Source organism: Actinoallomurus vinaceus, assembly GCF_039542055.1.
In the GTDB taxonomy this organism is placed as follows: Bacteria; Actinomycetota; Actinomycetes; order Streptosporangiales; family Streptosporangiaceae; genus Actinoallomurus; species Actinoallomurus vinaceus.
The window spans coordinates 195,579-215,170 of record NZ_BAABHK010000013.1; the positions used below are offsets into that span (position 1 = coordinate 195,579).

Consider the following 19,592-nt stretch of genomic DNA (forward strand, 5'->3'; position numbering starts at 1 on the left):
ATTCCCGCGACCATTGGCCACGGCCACTGATTCGAGCCCGCCGGACCAATGCGGAACCCGTCGATCGCCCGCCGACTCGGCTTCGGCGGCCATCGCCGACCCTACACACGGCTACCGTCCGTGGAACAGCCTTTACCCGAGAAGTGCGGGCGGCCGATGTCGGTCAAAAAGAGAACCCCGTAGGCGGAACTCGCGACGTCTACCGATAAATCCGCATACGTGAGCCCGAATTACCACGCGGGAGAGCGGAGTAGGAGCGTCCACCTCGGTCGTTTCGGCTGCCCAACGCAAGATCCCCGGCGATCGCCGAGTCCGGAGACTCAGCAACCGCCGGGGATCACGGGTTTGTATTGATCACGGGGCGTCACCCCGGCCGGCGCGGAACCGGACCTCGAATGACGCGCCGCTCAAGGCGGCCACTCCCGCGACGAAGCCGGCGAGCGTGAGCCACGGCAGGTCGGCGCCCCATTCGGCGCCGCTGCCGGGGCGGGGCCGCCGGGCGGCGACCCGAGGTGGGCTCAGCCGCCGGCGACGGCCGGGATGATGGAGATCTGGACGCCGTCCGGGGTCGGCGTGTCGAGGCCGTCGGCGAACCGCACGTCCTCCTCGCCCACGTAGACGTTGACGAACCGGCGGATCTTGCCGTTGTCGTCCAGAATGCGCCCTGCGATGCCGGAGTAGTTGGCCTCCAGGTCGGCGACGACCTCCCGTACGGTCGAGCCCGCCGCCTTCACCTCGGCCTCACCGCCGGTGTAACTCCGGAGGATCGTCGGGATGCGGACACTGATCGAGCTCACGCCAGACCTGCCTTTCGGAATGCCTCGATGGTGGGTGCGATGTTCGCGGACGGCACGGCCACCGGGGCGACCGCGTCCAGGGTCTTGAGGCCGTCACCGGAGTTGATGAAGACGGTCTCGGCCTCGGGGTCGAGTGCGCCGCCGGCCAGCAGCTTGCGGAGGGAGCCCAGCGTGACACCGCCCGCCGTCTCGCCGAAGATGCCCTCGGTGCGGGCGAGCAGCGCGATGCTGTCGACGACCTCTTCGTCGGAGACGTCCTCGATGGCTCCGCCGGTGCGGCGCACGGCGTCGAGGACGTACGGCCCGTCGGCGGGGTTGCCGATCGCGAGGGACTTGGCGATCGTGGCGGGCTTGACGGGCTGGACGACGTCGAGCCCGGCCTTGAAGGCCGCCGAGACGGGCGAACAGCCGGTCGCCTGCGCTCCGAAGATCTTGTACGGCCGATCCTCGACCAGGCCGAGCTTGATGAACTCCTGGAACGCCTTGTCGATCTTCGTGAGCTGGGAGCCGGACGCGATCGGGATGACGATCTGCTCGGGCAGTCGCCAGCCGAGCTGCTCGGCGATCTCGTACCCGATGGTCTTCGAGCCCTCGGCGTAGTAGGGCCGCACGTTGACGTTGACGAACGCCCAGTCCTCCTGCTCGCCCGCGATCTCCGAGGCCAGCCGGTTGACGTCGTCGTAGTTGCCGTCGACGGTGACGAACGTCCCGCCGTACACCGCCGTCGTGACGATCTTCTGGCGTTCGAGGTCGGACGGCACGAACACGGCGCTGCGGATGCCCGCGCGGGCCGCCGCGGCGGCGACCGCGTTGGCGAGGTTGCCGGTGGACGGGCAGGCCAGGACCTTGAAACCGAGCTCGCGGGCGGCGGCCAGCGCGACCGCCACGACCCGGTCCTTGAACGAGTGGGTCGGGTTGCCGCTGTCGTCCTTGACCCACAGCGACCGCAGTCCCAGCGACTCGGCGAGGTTGTCGGCGCGTACGAGGCGGGTGAAGCCGGGCTCGGTGTTGGGCGTGTCGACGACGTTCGTCGGAACGGGCAGCAGGCCGCGGTAGCGCCAGATGTTGCGCGGGCCGGACTCGATCTGTTCCCGGGTCACGTCGGCGTGGTCGTAGGAGACTTCCAGGGGGCCGAAACAGAGCTCACAGGCGTAGCGAGGGCCCAGATCGTAGGATTCTCCGCATTCGCGGCACGTCAGTGCGGTCGCGGGGCCGAGGTTTCGGGCGGCGGACTGCGACATGAAGCGAGGCCTCTCTCCTCATCTTTCCCGTGCCACCTTGGTCACGAGCCGGAGTTGGCACCTGTCCCGGGCGGCCTCGCTGTCAGCGCGAGTTGGGACGTGCCGAAGCACGCGTAGAACCGCATTTCCGGGAGGGTTGCCGGGGCTTCAACGGGCCGGTCCCTCCACCCCTCTGGATGAGCTTTATTAAGTTGTCTGTGGACTTGTATACGTGACTGACCGGTTCTCCGCCAAGCTCGTCTCAGGTCGCGAGACGCCGCCGGGGCCGTGCGCCGGGCCGGGAAGCGCAACGAGGACTGGTCGGTGGCGGTTCGGACGCCCGGATCCGCGCGAGATGACGTCTCTGCCGGATGGAGCCCGAACCGCCCACCGTTCGACCCGATACCTTCGACCGGTTACCGTTCCTTAACGCTGAGTAGGAGTGAACTCCGCACAGCGGCACGCCCCGAACGGTCTTGGGCGCACTAGTCCCCCACGTTCAACCCTGGACGGCGACGCACGTCCCGCGTGCGGTCCGCTCCCAGGGCGGCGGGTTCCCTTGCGACCTGGCATACCGGTGCGGTCAACGGCGCACGGGGAGGCCCCGGACCATCTCTCCGGCGGAACGGGGGCCCTGTACGCAGCTAGCACACCGAACATCACAGATCAACCACGGACTGTACATATCTGTTAACGCATTGTCAATGAAGTGGCGACATTCGTCCGGGCGCCACGTCAGCGGCGAACTGTTGACTACCCTCCACCCCATGGGTGACTCGCAGGTCCTCGTCGCGTCCAACCGCGGTCCGGTGTCCTTCGCGCTGGCCGACGACGGGACGCTGTCCATGCGGCGCGGCGGCGGCGGGCTCGTCTCGGCCCTGGCGGACGTGGGCGGCGACATCCTGTGGATCTGCACGGCGCTGTCGTACGCCGACCGCGCCGCGGCCCGCCGCGTGGAGGACGGCCGGCTGGACTCCTACGGCGCCGGCGCCGTCCGCATGCTGGACATCCCGGCCGGCACCTTCCACCGCGCCTACAACGCCGTGGCCAATTCCACACTGTGGTTCGTCCACCACATGCTGTACGACAGCCCGAACAAGCCGCACTTCGACGCGCGGTTCCGCCGGGACTGGCAGTCCTACGAGGCGTACAACGCGGCGTTCGCCGACGCGCTGGCCCGGGACGCGCGGCCGGGCGCGAAGGTGGCGATCCAGGACTACCACCTGACGCTCGCCCCCGGGATGCTGCGTGAGCGCCGCCCCGACCTGAAGATCGCCCACTTCTCGCACACGCCGTGGGCGCCGCCGGAGTACTACCGCCTGCTGCCGGACGACATCGGGCGGCAGGTGCTGGAGGGCATCCTCGGCGCCGACCACGCCGGGTTCCTGGCCCAGCGCTGGGCCGACGCGTTCATCGACTGCTGTGCCGCCGTCCTGCAGGCGAAGGTCGACCCGGTGGCGCGCACCGTCACCCACGCCGGCCGCGTCACCCGCGTCGGTGTGCACGGGCTGGGCATCGACGGCGGCTCCCTCCGGGCACGCGCCGCCGAACCCGACGTGCTGGCCCGCAAGCAGGCCCTGCGCGAGCAGGTCGGCGACCGCAGGCTCATCGTGCGGATCGATCGTACGGAGCTGTCCAAGAACATCGTGCGGGGGCTCGCGGCCTACCGTGAGCTGCTCGCCAAGCACCCGGAGTGGCACGGCCGGGTGGTGCACCTGGCCTTCGCCTACCCCTCCCGGCACGACCTGCCGGAGTACCGCGAGTACACCGCCGCCGTGCAGCGGATCGCGGCCGAGATCTCCGACGAGTTCGGGGACGCCACTTGGGAGCCGCTGATCCTGCAGGTCAACGACGACTATCCGCGCTCGCTGGCGGCGTACGGCCTGGCGGACGTCCTCCTGGTCAACCCGATCCGGGACGGCATGAACCTCGTCGCCAAGGAAGGGCCGGTGCTGTCGGAACGGGGCTGTGCCCTCGTGCTGTCCCGCGAGGCGGGCGCCGCCGCCGAGATGGACGACGACGCCCTCATGATCAACCCGTTCGACGTGTCACAGACCGCCGAGGCGCTGAACCAGGCGCTGCTCATGCCGCGCGACGAGCGCGCCGAGCGGTGCGCCCGGCTGGCCGCCGCCGCGACGGCGCTGCCTCCCCACGAGTGGTTCGGCGCCCAGCTCGCCTCCCTGGACGCTCAGCTGTAATCGTCGCCGAGCGACTGCCGGAACTGCTTGCGCGCCTCGTGGATCCTGGACTTCACCGTGCCCAGGGGCAGGTTGAGCTGCTGGGCGATCTCGGTGTACTCGAGCTGGGACACGTCGCGCAGCACCAGGGCCTCGATGAGGTCCGGCTTGCGACGCTCCAGATCCTCCATCGCCTCGAGGATGTCCACGCGCGAACCGGCGATGACGCTCGTACGGTGCGGGTCCGGGCGCTGCTGCGGCAGCTCGCCCGCCTGCTCCACCGACCGGCGCTTGAGCGAGCGGTACGTCGAGCGCGCGGAGTTGGCCACGACCACGTGCAGCCACGTGCTGAACCGCGAACGGCCCTCGAACCGCCCGATGTTGCGCGCGACCTGCATGAGCGCGTCCTGGCACGCCTCCTCGGCATCCTGCCGGCACGGAAGGAACCGGGAGCAATGCCGCAAAACGTCCGGCTCAATCACTCTGAGTAGTTCATTCAATGCCGCTGCGTCACCCTTGGCGGCCCGTCCTGCCAGTTCTTCGGTCCGCTCGTCGTACGCCATGAACCCGCCTCGCCCTCGCTATCGCCCCGCATTGGGCATGATACGGGGGTGTCCATGCCTTCGAACGTCGGCCGTTACCGAATCGATCGTGTTCTTGGGTCCGGAGCTTTCGCTTCCGTGTGGCTCGCCCGAGACGAGTTGCTCGATGCCCTCGTGGCCGTCAAGGTGCTGGCCGGGGGGCTCATCGACGACCTTGACGTGCGAAGTCGTTTCCTGGAAGAGGCCCGGATCCTGCGCCGGGCCGACTCCGAACGCCTGGTGCGCGTGCACGATATCGGGGAGCTCGAGGACGGCCGGCCCTACTTCGTCATGTCGTACGCCGACCGCGGCACGCTCGCGGACCGGATGCGGGAGCGGGAGATCTCGGTCGCCGAGGCGCTGCGGCTGGCCATCGAGATCTCCTACGGGGTGGAGGTCATCAACCGGCTCGGCGTGATCCACCGGGACCTCAAGCCGTCGAACGTCCTGTTCCAGTCGACCACCGACGGCGGCGAACGCCTGCTCATCGCCGACCTGGGGCTCGCCAAGGCGCTCGCGCACGCCTCCGGGGCGTTCACGATGCCGGTCGGCACCCCGGGCTACATGTCGCCCGAGCAGGCGCGGTTCGGCGGCGGCCTCGACGTCCGGGCCGACGTGTACGGGCTGGGCGCGCTGACGTACCACCTCCTCACCGGCGATCCCCCGGGTCCGGCGCCGGTGGACGCTCCGCCGAGCGCGGCGCGGCCGGGCCTCCCCCCGGCCGTCGACGAGATCGTGATGCGCGCCCTGGAGGGCGATCGAGAACGCCGCTGGCCGTCCGCCGAGGCCTTCGCGGCCGCCCTGAGCGTCCCGCTGATGTCCGTCGCCGACGACGCGACGCGGAGAGACGCCCCCGAGACCGGCGACATGGCGACGATGATGGACTCCGGATCGGGCGGCGAATGGGCCCCGGGCGGTCCGCCCCCGGGCCCGGGCATGTCGCCCGGAGGCGGCCCGGCGGTCCCGCCCGGTTCCGGGGAGCCGCCGGACCGTACGCTCCGCGTCCCCTCGATCCCGGACGACCCCGGTTCCACGGACCGCCCGGGCGGCGGGTCACCGCCGGCCCCCGGTTTCACGGGCCGCCCTGAGGGCGGGTCACCGCCGGGCCCCGACGGCCCCGGTTTCACCGGCCGCCCAGGGGACGGGTCACCGCCAGGCCCCGACGGCCCCGGTACCACGGGCCACCCAGGGGGCGGGGCACCGCCGGACCGTACGCTCCATGTCCCTCCGGTCCCCGACGATCCCGGCTCAACCGACCGCCCGGGCGCCGGATCGCCGTCGGACCGTACGGTCCGGGTCCCGCCAGTGGACGATCCGGGTTCGGCGCCGCCGTACGAGAACGCCCGGGACCGGACGATCAACACGCCGCCTCCGGCCGACGTCGGCAACGAGACGGTCGTCGACCTGCCGATCGGGGCGCATCGCGGCACCGGCCCCCAGACGCCGGGGTCGCACCGCAAGGGCGACACGGGCGGCGGATCACCCGCCGGTTCGCCGGGCCGCAAGCGGTTGATCGTCGTCGCCGGCCTCGCCGCGGTGCTGGTCGTCGGCGGTGGGGGCGCGTTCGCGATCGGCAAGCTCACCGGTTCCTCGAAGTCTCACACCAAGCCCGGGGACGGCCTCGTCGCGGTGACCGACGTGACGGGCCGCCTGAGCATCCGCGTGCCGCCGACCTGGAAGCTGCAGGCCGAGCACACCACCTGGCCGGTCGCGGTGTCGGACCGCGCGAAGGCGCCCGCGCTGCGCGCCACCCCCGACTACGCCCAGTTCGTCAAGGACGACGTCCCGACCCCGGGCGTCTTCGCCGGGCTCACCCACGACCTGAACGTCACCCTGCCGCCGCCGGGTCTGGGCCGGCATCGCCTCAAGTGCACCGCCGGCACCGCCCAGCCGTACCACCACGGCACGCTGAGCGGGCAGATCACCCCGTGGCGCTGCGGCACGACGATCACGATCAACGAGGTGGGCCTGCGGGACACGAGCGGAAAGTTCGCGATGTGGGTACGCGTGAAACTGACTGGTTCGCCCGACTTGACCAAGAAGATCCTGGACAGCATCCAGACCAAGGGCTGACCACCCGTACGATATATCGTCGAACATCGTCGGGGAGAGGTCATGCGCAGAGGATCACGGCACCGCGAGGAACGCGCCGCGTTCGGTGACTGGGGGCCGGGCTTCGGGTCCGGGTTCGGTCCGCGCGGCCGTGGGCGCGGCGGGCGCCGCACGAAGCGCGGCAATGTGCGGGCCGCGATTCTCGCGCTGCTGGCCGAACGCCCCATGCACGGCTACGAGATGATCCAGGAGCTGGAGAGCCGCACGGGCGGGATCTGGCGGCCCAGCCCGGGGTCGGTGTACCCGACGCTGCAGCTGCTGGAGGACGAAGGGCTCATCTCGGGACGGGAGTCGTCCGGCAAACGGCTGTTCGCGCTGACGGACGACGGCCGCGGCGCGGCCGAGTCCGCCGGGCCGACGCCGCCGTGGGCGGAGATCACCGAGGACGCCGGGGAGGCCGCCACACACGTCCACACCGCGATGGGCCAGCTGATGATGGCGATCCGGCAGGTCATGCACGCCGGCAGCGAGGATCAACGCGAGCGCGCCCTCGAGGTCATCAACGACGCACGGCGCCGCCTGTACGGCATCCTCGCCGACGACGGCGACTGACCCCGCAGCGAGCCGACGAGCGAGCGGAGTGGTCGGTGAGGGACGAGCCGGCCGCGGAGCGAGTGAGGAGGCGAGCGCGACGTGAGCCCGCGGCGAGTCGAGAGCTAGGGGCTCAGAGTTCGGGATCGGACCTGCGCGGGCGAACGCCTCCTGACGGACCGGAGGCGCCCACCCATGCTCGCGAGGTCAGGCGGCGGGCACGCCGAACGCGCCCACCAGGGCGTCGAGCTCCTGCCTCCAGATCCGGTGGACGTTGAGCCGGATCGGCTTGGGCGCGTTCGGCACGGCGTAGCGGAACGAGCTCCACAGGGCGGCGCGCTTGTAGTCGGAGATCTGGACGGCCTGGAGCGGAACGGCGTAGGAGATCTCCTTGGGCCGGTTCGTCATGCGGTTCATCTTGACGAAGATGACCTGCTGACGGGTGACGGCGACGAAGTAGTAGTCGATGAAGAACTGGCCGAGCAGGCCGAGCTGGTTCATCAGCCACGGGCTCGGGCCGGTGATGGCGTACACGCCGCTGATGATCTGGTCGCCGGGCTGCATGGCCTGGACCACCATCTCATTCGCCTGCTGTTTGATGGTCTCTTTGCGAATGGCCACCGGGCTACCCTTTCGGTCGTCACCTATACCCGAAATCGGGCATTTCGTCCGTTGTCGGACGGTTGGGGCGACGACTCTACCGTCACGCCAATGCGCTCGCGAGCGCTTCGATAACAGTGACCACACCCGGCGGGCCGTCGACCACGAGATCCGCGCGCTCGGCCAACGCGGTGACCTCATCGGAGGAACTGCACACCTTCACGCCCGGGACGCCCTCCTTGCGTAGCGCGTCGATCGCGTCGTACGCCGTGAGGTCCCCCAGGTCGTCGCCGGCGAACAGCACGGACGAAGCGCCGCGCTCGGCGACCAGCGCACGCAGCGCCCCGCCCTTGTCCATGCCGGGCGGGCGCAGCTCCAGCACGAAGCGACCCGGCTCGACGACGAGGCCGGTGCGCTCGGCCAGGGCCGCGACGATGCTGCGCAGCCGATCCAGGGCGACCTGCGGCTCGGCGGCGCGCCGGGTGTGCACCGCCAGCGCGAGGCCCTTGTCCTCAATCGTGACGCCTTCAGGGGCGTTCTGGAGGATCTGGGGCAGCTTGGCGCGGACCTCCGCGACCCCGGGCGGCGCCTCCGGAACCTGCAGGACGCCGTTCTCCCAGCGCTCCCGGCCGTACTGACCGAGGACCAGAAGGTTCTCCAGGCCCGCGAACCCGCCGTGCTCGACGGCGGTCGCGGCCGGCCGACCGGTGATCACGGCGACCGTGCCGACGAGCGGCGCCAGCCGGCTCAGCGCCGGCACGACACCGGGATGAGCGCGCGCCGCAGCCGGGTCGTCGACGATGGGCGAGAGTGTCCCGTCGAAATCGAAGCCGATCAGCGCCTGCCGCGGGCGGGCACGGATCGCGGACAGGCCCTCGGCTCCGGCGGTCGTCTGGGCTTCCAGGGCCTCGGCGCTCATCGATCGTCCCTCTCGTTCGGTTGGCGAGCCCGTCGCAGCCGGTCACGGCAACACACGGTCCGTCATCGGCCGGTCACGCCACTTTACGACGCACGACCGACGACCGCTGCCCATACGACCGCCGCAGTCACGGCTTTCAGGTCACGGCCCGTACGACCGCCGCGGTCACGGCCCCACGGCACAGCCCGAACGGCCCCCGCAGTCACCGCTTCCCGGCCACGGCCCGTGCGGGCACCGGGACGGGCCGCTCCGCCGCAGCGAGTCGGGTCCGGATGCCGAGCGTCCCCAAGAGTGACTAAAGGTTGATGCCGAGCCTGCGCGCGGCCCGCTGGCGCTGCCGTGCGGACCGCTGCCGACGGAGCCGCTTCACCAGCATGGGATCGTGCTCCAGGGCCTCCGGCCGGTCGATCAGCTGGTTGAGGATCTGGTAGTAGCGGGTCGACGACATGTCGAACTGCTCGCGGATCGCCTGCTCCTTGGCGCCCGCGTGCTTCCACCACTGTCGTTCGAAGTCGAGGATCTCCCGGTCGCGCTGGTTCAGGCGGCCGTCCTTGTCTTTTTCAGGGCCATCGCCCCGGGCGTTCGCCGGTTGCATCAGGTCCCCTCTGTACGGGTCGGGGGGCTGTCATGCTACGCGTGATCGGCGACTCGTTGGCGGTGTTCTCAGGGACCGGCCTCGACGTAGTCTTCAAGCGTGGCGCTCACCAACTGCGTAACGCTGCTGACCGACTACGGGCTGGAAGACGGCTTCGTCGCCGCCTGTCACGGAGTCATCTCACGCATCTCACCGAGCACCCGCATCGTCGACATCACCCACCTCGTTCCTCCCGGTGACGTGCGCCGCGGCGCGGCGATACTCGCCCAGACCGTGCCGTACCTTCCCGAAGGCGTACACGTGGCGGTCGTCGATCCCGGCGTGGGCACGGCGCGGCGGGCGGTCGCGGTCGCCGCGGGCGACCGGGTCTTCGTCGGGCCGGACAACGGGCTGCTGTCGTGGGCGCTGCCCGACAGCGGAACGCGGGCCTTCGAGCTGACCAATTCCAAGCTGTGGCTCGAGCCCCTGTCGGCGACGTTCCACGGCCGCGACATGTTCTCGCCGGTGGCGGCCCACCTCGCGGCGGGACTGGACATCGCGGCGGTCGGCACGGAGTTCGACGCCGCCGACCTCGTGATGCTTCCCCGGCCGACGCGACGCGTCCAGGAGGGTACGGCCGACGGCGAGGTGCTGACCTGCGACCGGTTCGGGAACGTCCAGCTCTCCGTGACCGCCGACGACCTGCACCGGATCGGCGCGGTGACCGGCACGTCGTTGACCGTGACGCTCGGGCGCCGCACCCTCACCGTGCCGTTCGGCGAGACGTTCGCCTCGGCGCCTCCCGGGGAGCTGATGGCCTACGTCGATTCCGTGGGATGCCTGGCTCTCGCGGTGAACTCCGGAAACGCCGCCCAGCGCCTGGGCCTGCCGCCGGGGGCTCACGTCCGCGTATCCGTCACATCCCCATCGATGCACTGAACGTCAAGGAACCGTCAAATCCGCAGGTCCGAATGCGGCATGATCTCCCGCATGGGATTCTCGCGCTCGGACTGGCGCCTGATGATCGCCACAGTGGTGGCGGCCGTCGCGGCCGGCGTCACGCACTTCGGCAAGATCGGCGGCACCGTCATTCCCTTCGTCGTCGCGGCGCTCGCGCTGGCGCTCCTGGCCAGCCTGGTCGGGCGTAGCGTCGAGGCCCTCGGCGACCGCCTCGGCGCGGGCGCGACCGGGGTCGTCCAGAGCGCGCTGGGGAACCTCCCCGAGTTGTTCGTCGTCCTGTTCGCGCTGCAGAAGAAGCTGTACGACGTGGCGACCGCCACGATCGTCGGTTCCATCCTCGCGAACGTCCTGCTCGTGCTGGGCCTGGCGTTCCTGCTCGGAGGCATCAAGCACGGGCCGCAGAAGTTCGGCAGCGACGCCGCCCGTACCCTCTCGATGCTGCTCACGCTGTCCGTGGCGGCGCTGCTGGTCCCGTCCCTCACCGCGGCGCTCGGCTCGCACGCGACAAAGGCGGCCCTGCACGAACGCAACCTGTCCGTCGTGGTGTCGATCCTGCTGCTGGGCCTGTTCGTCGCCTCCCTTCCCAGCGCGATCAAGCGGCAGAAGGCCGGTGAGGCGCCCGCCGCGGCGGGAGAGACGGCTCTGGTCACCGTCGGCGCCGGCGAGAGCACCGCGAAGAAGACCGACGCGGCCGCGACCGCCTCCGCTGCCGAGAAGACCGGCACGGCGGAGCGGACCGGCGGCGCGGAGGACGGCCCCCACGGGCCGTCGTGGCCCCTGGCCGTCGCCCTGACCATGCTGGCGGTCACCGGAGTCGGCGCGGCGTTCGTCTCCGACTGGTTCGTTGCCGCCCTGGAGCCCGCCATGGACTCCCTCGGCATCTCCCAGGCGTTCGCCGGTCTCGTCATCGTGGCGATCGCCGGAAACGCCGTCGAGAACGTCGTCGGCATCCAGCTCGCCCTCAAGAACCAGTCCGACTACGCCCTGTCGGTCATCCTCCAGAGCCCGCTGCAGATCGCCCTGGTCGTCGCCCCCGCGCTCGTCCTGCTCTCTCCGCTGGTCGGCGCGTCGTTCACCCTGGTGCTCTCCCCGCTACTGATCGCCGTCCTGATCATGTCCGTGGTGATCACCGTCCTGGTGGTGCTCGACGGCGAGTCGAACTGGCTGGAGGGCGCGACGCTGATGGTGCTGTACGGAATCATCGCAACGGCGTTCTGGTGGGGATGATCTCGCGAGATGCGGGCTCGGCCCGCAGGCTCAATTACTGTGACGGTGTGGGTACCGACATCGACGCGAGCGTCGCGGAGATCGAGCAGGCCGCCTTCCAGCTCCGCAGGCTCTGGATCAAACCGCAGCTGCTGCGGCGGCTCCGTGAGGAATGCGAGCAGGGCCAGGGCATCCAGCTGTCCAACCTGATGGTGATCTACGCCATCTGCCGGCAGAGCGAGGAGCACGGAGACGTCACCGTCGGTGCCGTCGCCGAGCACCTCGACGTCGACCCGTCGACCGCCAGTCGGCTGGTCGGACACGCCATCGACGGGGGGTTCGTCTCCCGCCGGGCGTCGCCCGTCGACGCCCGGCGCGCCCATCTCCAGCTGACCGACGCCGGCCGGCAGATCAAGGAGATGGCCGATGAGTTCCGGCGGCACTTCATCCGCCAGCTCGTCGCCGACTGGACCCCGGAGGAGCGCACCCAGTTCGCCCGCCTCCTGCGGCGTTTCAGCGACGCCGCGGCGAGCATCCCCATCGACCAGGTCGGAGCCGGCAGGCTCCTCGAGGCGGCCGGCCCGCCCGCCGACCGACCCGAGGACTCCACCACGGCCCCAGGCACCGAACGCCCCCACGAGACCACACCCAGGTGAGCCGAGCGGCCTCGGGGAGCACCACCCGTACGGCCGCCCGACTCGAACGCTTCGCACCCTGGGCCGCCCGCACCGGCTCGCATTCCTCCGCCGGCCGTACGACCGGACGCCTCGGGCCTTTCTCGGTCACTCGGGTGAGGCCATGACGGGAGTCAGGAGCGCAGGACGGCCAGCCGCTCGCGGTACTCCTCCTCGTCGATCTCACCCCGCGCGTAGCGCTCGGCGAGGACGGACTCCGCTTTCGCCGGCGACTTCGTACGCCGCCAGAACAGGTAGCCGCCTCCGCCGAGGAGGAGCAGCCAGAAGAGACCGAACGCGAGAGGGATGACGGGCCACCAACCGGGGCCGCCTTCGTGGTGCCAGGGACCGTGCCCGGCGAGGATCATCGTTTCCATGCCCCGATCGTGCGCCCGGACCACCCTGGGGGTCGTCATACGGCGGGAGGCTTCCGGCGTACGTCGGGTGGAGCAGACGGAACCGGGCCGGTATACGGCCGGCCGCCAGGGAAGGGCACGCGACGTACCGCGCGCGGCCGGCGGAGACCGGGCCCGGAGTCCGTCCCACCACGAGAAAGGTACCCGGATCGGCGCGCGCCTCTGACCTGGCACTCCCGCCACGCTCCGTGACGCGTCGCGTCCCAAGCGCACTGAAATGCCGGTGATCGCGAGAGCGTTTCGCATGCCTCCGTGGCAGAATGACGCCCGCCGCCGATACCGGGGAGGAAACCGGTGCCCGTATCCGAGCCCCGCCGCACCTTTCCTCGCCTCGTCTCCGCGCTGCTGGTCAGCGCAGCCGTAGCGGTGTTGTCCGTCCCGGCCGCCCAGTCGGCGGTGCCGGGTCGCGCGGTCCGCCCGGCCGGCCGTACGGCGACGGTGGACCTGTACCGCGGCCAGCAGTGGACACTGGGCGCTCTTCACCTTGCGCGAGCGTGGAAGTACTCACGGGGCGACGGCGTGACCGTGGCCGTGCTCGACACCGGTGTCGACGGTCACCAGCCGGACCTCAGCGGCCGCGTGGTCGACGGCCCCGACTTCACCGGGCACGCGCGCAAACCGGGCAACCGCTATTGGGGCCGCCACGGCACCGAGATGGCCAGTCTCATCGCGGGCCACGGGCACGGCGCCGGCGGCAACGCGGGGATCATGGGCGTGGCGCCGGAGGCGAAGATCCTGTCCATCCGGGTCACGTGGGAGCTGAACGATCCGATGCGGGACGACCACGCGCAGGTCGCCCGCTCGCGCGACGCCATCGCCAAGGGAATCCGGTACGCCACGGACCACGGCGCGCAGATCATCAGCATGTCGCTCGGCGGCGGCAAGCTCTTCTACAACGGCAACCCGCTCGAAGAGGCGGCGATCAAGTACGCCCTCGGCAAGGGCGTCGTGCTGGTGGCCTCGTCCGGCAACGACGGTGCCACGGGAAACCGGCGCAACTATCCGGCCGCCTACCCCGGGGTGATCGCCGTCGGCGCGGTCGACCGCGCTTTCAAGCCGACCAAGTTCACCAACCGCCACGCGTACGTGTCGGTCTCGGCACCCGGCGTCGAGATCGTCAGCGCCGACGTCGCGGGGCATGGCTACGTGCTCGGGACCGGGACCAGCTCGTCCGCGGCTCTCGTGGCCGGCATGAGCGCCCTGGTCAAGGCCCGTTATCCCCGCCTCACGCCGGACGAGGTCAAGCAGACGCTCGAGGAGGGCGCGACGCACCGGCCAGCCGACGGCCGCAATACCGCGATCGGCACCGGCGTGGCCGACGCGCTGGGCTCGCTGCGTACCGCCGCCCGCATCAACAAGGCCGAGCACGGCGGCGCCGGCGTGAAGCAGCCGGATTCGTCCACCACGCCCGCTCCCACCGGGTCCTCGGCGAAAGGCGGGCCCGATCTCATGCTCGTCGCCGTCCTGAGCGGCGGCGGCACCCTGCTCGTCCTCAGCCTCATCCTGGGTTGGCGGCAGCGCCGTCGGCGTCTCGCGGCCGACCGGGCCGCCGAGGAGGAGGCCCTCGCACCGGTCGCCGCCGTCTCACCCACCGAGGGCGACCTGCGGCGACCGCGCTCGACCACGCGCTCCCCGCGGCAGGACCGGCTCTCGGGCCCCTCACCCTGGGAGCCACGCTCCGACGAACCCTCCTCGCCGTGGGAGCCCCGATCGACCGAGCGGTCATCGCCGTGGGAACCGCGACCGGCCGAGCGGCCATCCCCCTGGGAGCCTCGGCCGACCGAGCCGTCGTCGTCGTGGGAACCGCTGCCGTCCGACTCGGCCCCGGAACGCTCCGCCGACGCCTCCGCGTGGCACCGAGGCGAGACGAACGCCTCGACGCCGGAGTCCTCCGCACGGCGGTCCCGGCGTCCGGAGGAGCCGTCGTCCTGGCGGCAGCCGTCCTCGGACGCCCCGTTCCCCGACTCCGGGTTCGGGGACCCGGCCAGGCCGTCGCCGGCCTCCTCCCGCGGCGACCGGTCCCCCACCGGACCATCGCCCGTCACCGCCCCCGCCGACCGGCCGCCCGCCGAACCCCCGACCGGACCGATGCCGGCCGCCGCGGAGCCGCCCCGTCGCGGCGGTCCTGGAGTGCCGCCGGTCGACGAGAGCGGGGCCCTGCCCGGCCCTTCGCCCTCCGGCCCGTCGGCGCCCGAGCCGGAGGCCCGCACCGAGGCGTTCCCGGCGGCCGGCCGGTCGGCGGCCACCGACGCCCCCTCCGCGCCCGTACCGCCGGAACCGGATCGCTCCATCCCCTCGCCCCGGACGCCGCCGACCGGTGCCACGACGTCGAGCGGTCCGTTCCCCGTGGTCGGCCCCGACCCGCTGAGCGACGCGTCGATCGACTCGTCCTCCGACGTCGGCACGCCACTCGCGGACGAGAGCTGGGAGAGCATCCGCCGCGGGTTCGACCGGCTGAAGGAGGACACCCGCAACTGGGGGTCTCCGCCGCTCGGCGGGGAGACCGGCTCGGGCTGGTCCACATCGTGGAGCTCCGCAGGTGAGACCACGGACCCGCCTCCCGCCCAACCCGACGGCGAGTCCGAGACCTGACGGCGTAGGGGGATAACCCCACCCGCGTCACGCCTGCCGCCCCCATGGGGTCCAGCGCCGCGTTCCAGTAGCGTGCGGTGCAATCGACCCGGAGGAGCTCGTTCGTGAGAAAGCGTGGCCTGGCTCTTGCCCTGCTCGCCGTGACCGCCCTCCCCGGATGCGGCGTCGGCGTACACTTCGCCGGCTACCGCCACGAACTGACCGCCGACGCCGACGTCAGCGGACCGGTGAAGGCCCTGGACGTGAACGAGGACAGCGGCCGCGTGACCATCACCACGGGCGGTTCCGGGGTGAAGATCCACCGGACCGTCCACTACCAGGACGGCACCCCCCATCCCGGGCAGCGACTCGACAACGGGACCCTGACGTTCACCAAGGGCTGCTCGCGCTGCAGCGTCGACTACGAGCTGGCCGTCCCCGCCTCCGTCACCGTCCGGGCCCGTTCCGACAGCGGCACGCTCGACATCAGCGGCGTCGCGACCGCCGACGCGGAGAGCGACTCGGGGTCCGTCAAGGTCCGCTCCGTCAAGGGCGCGGTCCGGGCTCACAGTGACTCCGGTTCGGTCACGGCCGAGGACCTGGGGGGCACGCTGGACATCGCGTCCGAGTCCGGGTCGGTCCGCGCCATCGGCCTGCGATCCACGACCGTACGAGCGTCGTCCGACTCCGGAAGCCTCCGGCTGGAATTCGCTGCCGCGCCCACCAACGTACGCGCGACCACCGACTCGGGATCGCTCCACGTCACCGTCCCCGGCGGGCCGTACAACGTGGAGGCGAACAGCGACAGCGGCACCCGGAAGATCTCCGCCGTTCCCCACGACCCATCGGCCCCCCGCCGGCTGTACCTGCGCACCGACTCGGGCAGCCTGACCGCCGAGCGCGCCTGAACCCGCCCCCCGAACGACCGGCCGTACGGCACTCGCACGAGGGAAAGAGCTCCGATCTGCGGCCTGTTGCAAGGCTTCACTTGAACCGTGGATGACGGTGAGGTATCCGTCCCACGAAGTGTCTTTTGCCACAGGACTACCGATCACCGCCCTCCAGGGTGAAACATGCTCCTATGCGGGTGAAGAGAGTTGAGACCACGTCGTACGGCGACCGTGCGATGGCGCGGGTCGCATCGTGGCCCGGGGTACGCAGCGGGCGGGCCGCCTGCGGTCTCGGGACGGCGCTGAACGTCGGCGGTCGTCAGCTCGTGCACCTGCACGCCGACGGGGCCGCGGAGTTGCGGCTGACCTGGCCGGTCATCGGGCGTCTCCGCCGTCCCCTGCTGGAGTCCGGCCGGGTGCAGATGGCCCCCGGCGGCGACTGGATCCGCGTACGGCTCGACAGTGAAAGCGACGTCGACCTGTTCACCTCGCTGGCCAGCGTCGCCATCAAGGCGAACACCGCCAGACGGCACGACGAACGCGCCGAACGGGCGGGCAGGTGCATGACGATGGCCCGGGCCGAGGTCAAGGACGCGATGCTGGGCCGCTGGCCGGCCTCCGTACCGGACGACCTCCGGGAGCCCCGCCTCGGTTGACGGAGCCCGTCAGGAAGATTCTGGTGTTTTGTAACGACTTGATGTAACCCCGGAGACAGGTCGGTCCCACCCCGGCGAGACTGAGGGTCCGCGTCACCTCACGCCCTGTCGAGGAGGATCACTCGTGGCCGTCACGAACGACGTGAACGCCGCTCCGCCCGAAACCGACCTGACCCCCGACGACCTGGTCCGGCGCGCCCGGGAGCTTCGCCCCCGGCTGGTCGAGCTGCAGGCCGACACCGAGGAGCGCACCTACTACGCGCCGGAGACCCACGAGGCGTTCCAGCGAGCCGGCCTCTACCGGATCTACATCCCGCGGCGGTACGGCGGCCACGAGTTCGACGTGCAGACGTTCGTCCGGGTGCTCATCGAGCTCGGCCGGGGCTGTCCGTCCACCGCCTGGTGCTTCGGCCTGGCGGCCGCGCATTCGCTGCAGGTGGCCTCGTACTTCAGCGAGCAGACCCAGGCGGAGGTCTTCGGGGACGGGCGGGAGCTCCGCGCGGCGTCGGTCGCCGCCCCGGAGGTCGTCGCCCGGCGCGAGGAGGACGGCTGGCGGCTGGACGGCAAGGTCGGGTACTGCTCCGGCATCCCCTACTCGACCCACTTCCTCGGCCAGGCGATCCCGGAGGGAACCGCGCCGGAGGACGTCGAGCGTGAGCTGCTGCTGTTCCTCGCCCCGCGCGGGGAGTGGACGATGCTCGACGACTGGGGTGACCAGCTGGGCCTGCGCGGCAGCGGATCGCACAGCGTCGTCCTCGACGGCGGGCGCGTGCCCGACCACTACGTCCTCGAACGCACGAACATGATGGACGTCGACGTCAGCGGCGGGACTCCGGGCCTGCGCCTGCACGGCAACCCGATGTACGCGGGCCGGAACCTCGGGGTCTTCTGCATGACCCTCGCCGCCATCACGGTCGGGGCGGGGTACAACGCGCTGGACGAGTACGAGCGGCTGGCGCGCACGCGGCCCACCTCGTTGCCGCCGCTCGTCCCGCGGAGCACCGACCCGGACTACCAGCGCTGGCTCGGCGCCGCGAACGTCCAGCTGGCGACGGCGGAGGCCGCTCTGCTGCGCTGCGCGCAGATGCACGCGGAGCTGTGCGAGCGCGCCGTCTCCGGTGGTGATCCGTTCGGGTTCGAGGAGGACCAGCACCTCGGGGCCATCGCCCGGGAGGTCATCGTCCAGGCGTGGGAGACCGCGGAGCGCAACATCTTCCGCAGCGCCGGCGCGCGGGTGATGGTCAAGGGCGCCCGCATGGAGCGTCTCTACCGCGACATGTCGATGATCGCCAGCCACCGGAACACCGGTTTCCGAGACCCGGTTCACCGCCTGCTCGGCGTACTGCGCCTCGGTCACCCCTGAGGGACGTGATCACTACTCGGCCCACTTCTATCGGCGACCCCGGAACGTACGCCGCAGGTCGTCGACCCACTCGTCGGGGATCTCCCAGGGGATGAAGTGACCGCCACGGTCGTGGACGGTGAGGTTGACGTGGTGGTACCAGTCGGCGCGGTCGCTGTCGAGGAAGTGCTGGACACGCTGGTCGGTGCCGACGCCGGGCGGGTTCTCGTAGCCGACGAAGGTGATGCCGGTGGGCGCCTCGATGACCGGTCGCCGGTCGTGGGACGGGGCCCACGGGTACCGGTTGTTGTTGGCGTAGGTGCGGACCGAGGTGCCGATCGCGTTGTTCACCCAGAAGATCATGGCGTGGGTGAGCAGGTCGTCCTTGGTGAAGACGGTCTCGATGTCGCCGCCGTTGTCGCTCCAGTTCACCCAGCGTTCGAGGATCCAGGCGAGCATTCCGGCGGGCGAGTCGGACAGCCCGTACGCGAGCGTGCTCGGGGCGAGCATGTGCGCGGCGAGGTGGACGGCGAACCGCTTCTCGAACGCGACGAGCCGGTTACGGGTCTCGGCGGGCAGGCCGTCGGGGATGGGCCGGCCGCCGCTGAGGTCCCAGGCCCGGTCGCCGTTGAAAAAGTCGAGCCTCAGGCCGGAGCCGATGTGGATGGCGTGCAGCTCATCGGCGTACTTGTGCCCGAGCTGGCCGGTGATCAGGGCTCCGACGTCGCAGCCCGCGGCGGCGTACCGGTCGTGGCCGAGGACCCGGGTCATGAGGACGTGCCAAAGGTCGGCGATCTTCCAGAAGTTCATGTCCGGGTCGTCCGGCAGCGGCGTGGAGAACCCGAAGCCGGGCAACGAGGGGACGATCACGTCGAACGCCTCGGCCGGGTCACCGCCATACGCGCCCGGGTCGGCCAGCGGGTCGACGACCTTGGACCAGTGCCAGAACGTCCAGGGCCAGCCGTGCGTGAGGATCAACGGCGTCGGGTCCGGCCCGACGCCGGGCCTGCGCATGAAGTGGACCGGCACGCCGTCGACGTCGACGCGGTAGTGCTCGTAGGCGTTGATCGCGGCCTCGGCCGTACGCCAGTCGTAGCCGGTGCGCCAGTGGTCGACGAGCTCCTGCAGGTACGCACGGTTCACGCCGTAGTACCAGTCCTCGTTGCCCGCGTCGACCGGCAGCCGAGTCAGCTCGAGGCGCCGCCGCAGGTCGTCGAGCACGTCGTCGGACACGTGGATCGGCGTCGGCTCCAGCGGGAACGGCCGGGCCTCGGCTGGGGCAGGCCGGGCCTTGGAACCGCGTGATCGGGTGGTCTCCTGGCTCGTCATCGCACGACTATATCAGCAGCTTATTTAAATTTCTGAT

General features: G+C 71.0%; 18 protein-coding genes and 1 riboswitch. Of the genes, 10 read left to right on the forward strand and 8 right to left on the reverse strand.

The window, feature by feature from the left end; genetic code table 11:
- Positions 1-518: 518 nt before the first annotated feature.
- On the reverse strand, positions 519-797 hold the full coding sequence (locus ABEA24_RS37065) for a MoaD/ThiS family protein (protein ID WP_345437232.1): 279 nt from the start codon (positions 795-797) through the stop codon (positions 519-521).
- Positions 794-2,038 (reverse strand): threonine synthase, encoded by a 1,245-nt coding sequence (thrC, locus tag ABEA24_RS37070; protein ID WP_345437234.1) that lies wholly within the window; start codon positions 2,036-2,038, stop codon positions 794-796. The genes ABEA24_RS37065 and thrC overlap by 4 nt, the downstream gene beginning before the upstream one ends.
- A gap of 15 nt (positions 2,039-2,053) precedes the next feature.
- A riboswitch (SAM riboswitch) is annotated at positions 2,054-2,221 on the reverse strand.
- A gap of 563 nt (positions 2,222-2,784) precedes the next feature.
- Here thrC and ABEA24_RS37075 point away from each other — a divergent pair.
- The gene (locus tag ABEA24_RS37075) at positions 2,785-4,215 is read left to right on the forward strand and encodes an alpha,alpha-trehalose-phosphate synthase (UDP-forming) (RefSeq protein WP_345437236.1); all 1,431 of its coding nucleotides are present in this window, start codon (positions 2,785-2,787) and stop codon (positions 4,213-4,215) included.
- On the opposite strand, the gene ABEA24_RS37080 is transcribed toward ABEA24_RS37075, so the two are convergent.
- Positions 4,206-4,757, reverse strand: a complete 552-nt coding sequence (locus tag ABEA24_RS37080) for an RNA polymerase sigma factor (RefSeq protein WP_345437238.1) — start codon at positions 4,755-4,757, stop codon at positions 4,206-4,208. The two genes, ABEA24_RS37075 and ABEA24_RS37080, sit on opposite strands and share 10 nt — an antisense overlap.
- A gap of 54 nt (positions 4,758-4,811) precedes the next feature.
- Here ABEA24_RS37080 and ABEA24_RS37085 point away from each other — a divergent pair, with 54 nt between their 5' ends.
- Both ABEA24_RS37085 and ABEA24_RS37090 read left to right on the forward strand, forming a co-directional pair.
- Positions 4,812-6,848, forward strand: coding sequence for a serine/threonine-protein kinase (locus tag ABEA24_RS37085; RefSeq protein ID WP_345437475.1), 2,037 nt, complete (start codon positions 4,812-4,814; stop codon positions 6,846-6,848).
- Positions 6,849-6,890: 42 nt separating this feature from the next.
- Positions 6,891-7,439 (forward strand): PadR family transcriptional regulator, encoded by a 549-nt coding sequence (locus tag ABEA24_RS37090; protein WP_345437240.1) that lies wholly within the window; start codon positions 6,891-6,893, stop codon positions 7,437-7,439.
- Between the two features lie 186 nt (positions 7,440-7,625).
- Here ABEA24_RS37090 and ABEA24_RS37095 read toward each other — a convergent pair whose 3' ends face one another.
- From ABEA24_RS37095 to ABEA24_RS37105, 3 genes are all read right to left on the reverse strand, one after another.
- Complete coding sequence (locus tag ABEA24_RS37095; protein ID WP_345437242.1) at positions 7,626-8,039, reverse strand: hypothetical protein; 414 nt, start codon at positions 8,037-8,039, stop codon at positions 7,626-7,628.
- Positions 8,040-8,121: 82 nt separating this feature from the next.
- Positions 8,122-8,937, reverse strand: a complete 816-nt coding sequence (gene otsB / locus ABEA24_RS37100) for a trehalose-phosphatase (protein WP_345437244.1) — start codon at positions 8,935-8,937, stop codon at positions 8,122-8,124.
- A 295-nt stretch (positions 8,938-9,232) separates the two neighbouring features.
- Positions 9,233-9,532, reverse strand: coding sequence for a DUF3263 domain-containing protein (locus ABEA24_RS37105; RefSeq protein ID WP_345437246.1), 300 nt, complete (start codon positions 9,530-9,532; stop codon positions 9,233-9,235).
- A 99-nt stretch (positions 9,533-9,631) separates the two neighbouring features.
- Between ABEA24_RS37105 and ABEA24_RS37110 the strand changes: the two genes are divergently transcribed.
- The 3 genes from ABEA24_RS37110 to ABEA24_RS37120 are packed head-to-tail and all read left to right on the forward strand — an operon-like array spanning position 9,632 to position 12,333.
- Positions 9,632-10,450: an SAM hydrolase/SAM-dependent halogenase family protein gene (locus ABEA24_RS37110; RefSeq protein WP_345437248.1), complete on the forward strand. Its 819-nt coding sequence runs from the start codon at positions 9,632-9,634 to the stop codon at positions 10,448-10,450.
- A 51-nt stretch (positions 10,451-10,501) separates the two neighbouring features.
- Positions 10,502-11,698, forward strand: a complete 1,197-nt coding sequence (locus tag ABEA24_RS37115; protein ID WP_345437251.1) for a calcium:cation antiporter — start codon at positions 10,502-10,504, stop codon at positions 11,696-11,698.
- Positions 11,699-11,745: 47 nt separating this feature from the next.
- Positions 11,746-12,333, forward strand: coding sequence for a MarR family winged helix-turn-helix transcriptional regulator (locus tag ABEA24_RS37120; protein ID WP_345437253.1), 588 nt, complete (start codon positions 11,746-11,748; stop codon positions 12,331-12,333).
- 152 nt (positions 12,334-12,485) lie between these two features.
- On the opposite strand, the gene ABEA24_RS37125 is transcribed toward ABEA24_RS37120, so the two are convergent.
- A complete protein-coding gene (locus ABEA24_RS37125) occupies positions 12,486-12,728 on the reverse strand; it encodes an SHOCT domain-containing protein (protein ID WP_345437254.1) in 243 nt (80 codons plus the stop codon).
- Between the two features lie 333 nt (positions 12,729-13,061).
- On the opposite strand from ABEA24_RS37125, the gene ABEA24_RS37130 reads away from it, so the two are divergent.
- The 4 genes from ABEA24_RS37130 to ABEA24_RS37145 all read left to right on the forward strand — a co-directional run bounded on the left by ABEA24_RS37130 (position 13,062) and on the right by ABEA24_RS37145 (position 18,247).
- Positions 13,062-15,359 (forward strand): S8 family peptidase, encoded by a 2,298-nt coding sequence (locus tag ABEA24_RS37130; protein ID WP_345437256.1) that lies wholly within the window; start codon positions 13,062-13,064, stop codon positions 15,357-15,359.
- 104 nt (positions 15,360-15,463) lie between these two features.
- Entirely contained in the window at positions 15,464-16,246 is a 783-nt protein-coding gene (locus ABEA24_RS37135) for a DUF4097 family beta strand repeat-containing protein (protein WP_345437258.1), read from the forward strand.
- A gap of 179 nt (positions 16,247-16,425) precedes the next feature.
- Positions 16,426-16,884: a luciferase domain-containing protein gene (locus ABEA24_RS37140; RefSeq protein WP_345437260.1), complete on the forward strand. Its 459-nt coding sequence runs from the start codon at positions 16,426-16,428 to the stop codon at positions 16,882-16,884.
- Positions 16,885-17,008: 124 nt separating this feature from the next.
- Positions 17,009-18,247, forward strand: coding sequence for an acyl-CoA dehydrogenase family protein (locus tag ABEA24_RS37145; protein WP_345437262.1), 1,239 nt, complete (start codon positions 17,009-17,011; stop codon positions 18,245-18,247).
- 27 nt (positions 18,248-18,274) lie between these two features.
- Here ABEA24_RS37145 and ABEA24_RS37150 read toward each other — a convergent pair whose 3' ends face one another.
- On the reverse strand, positions 18,275-19,555 hold the full coding sequence (locus ABEA24_RS37150) for an epoxide hydrolase family protein (protein WP_345437264.1): 1,281 nt from the start codon (positions 19,553-19,555) through the stop codon (positions 18,275-18,277).
- Between the last annotated feature and the right edge of the window lie 37 nt (positions 19,556-19,592).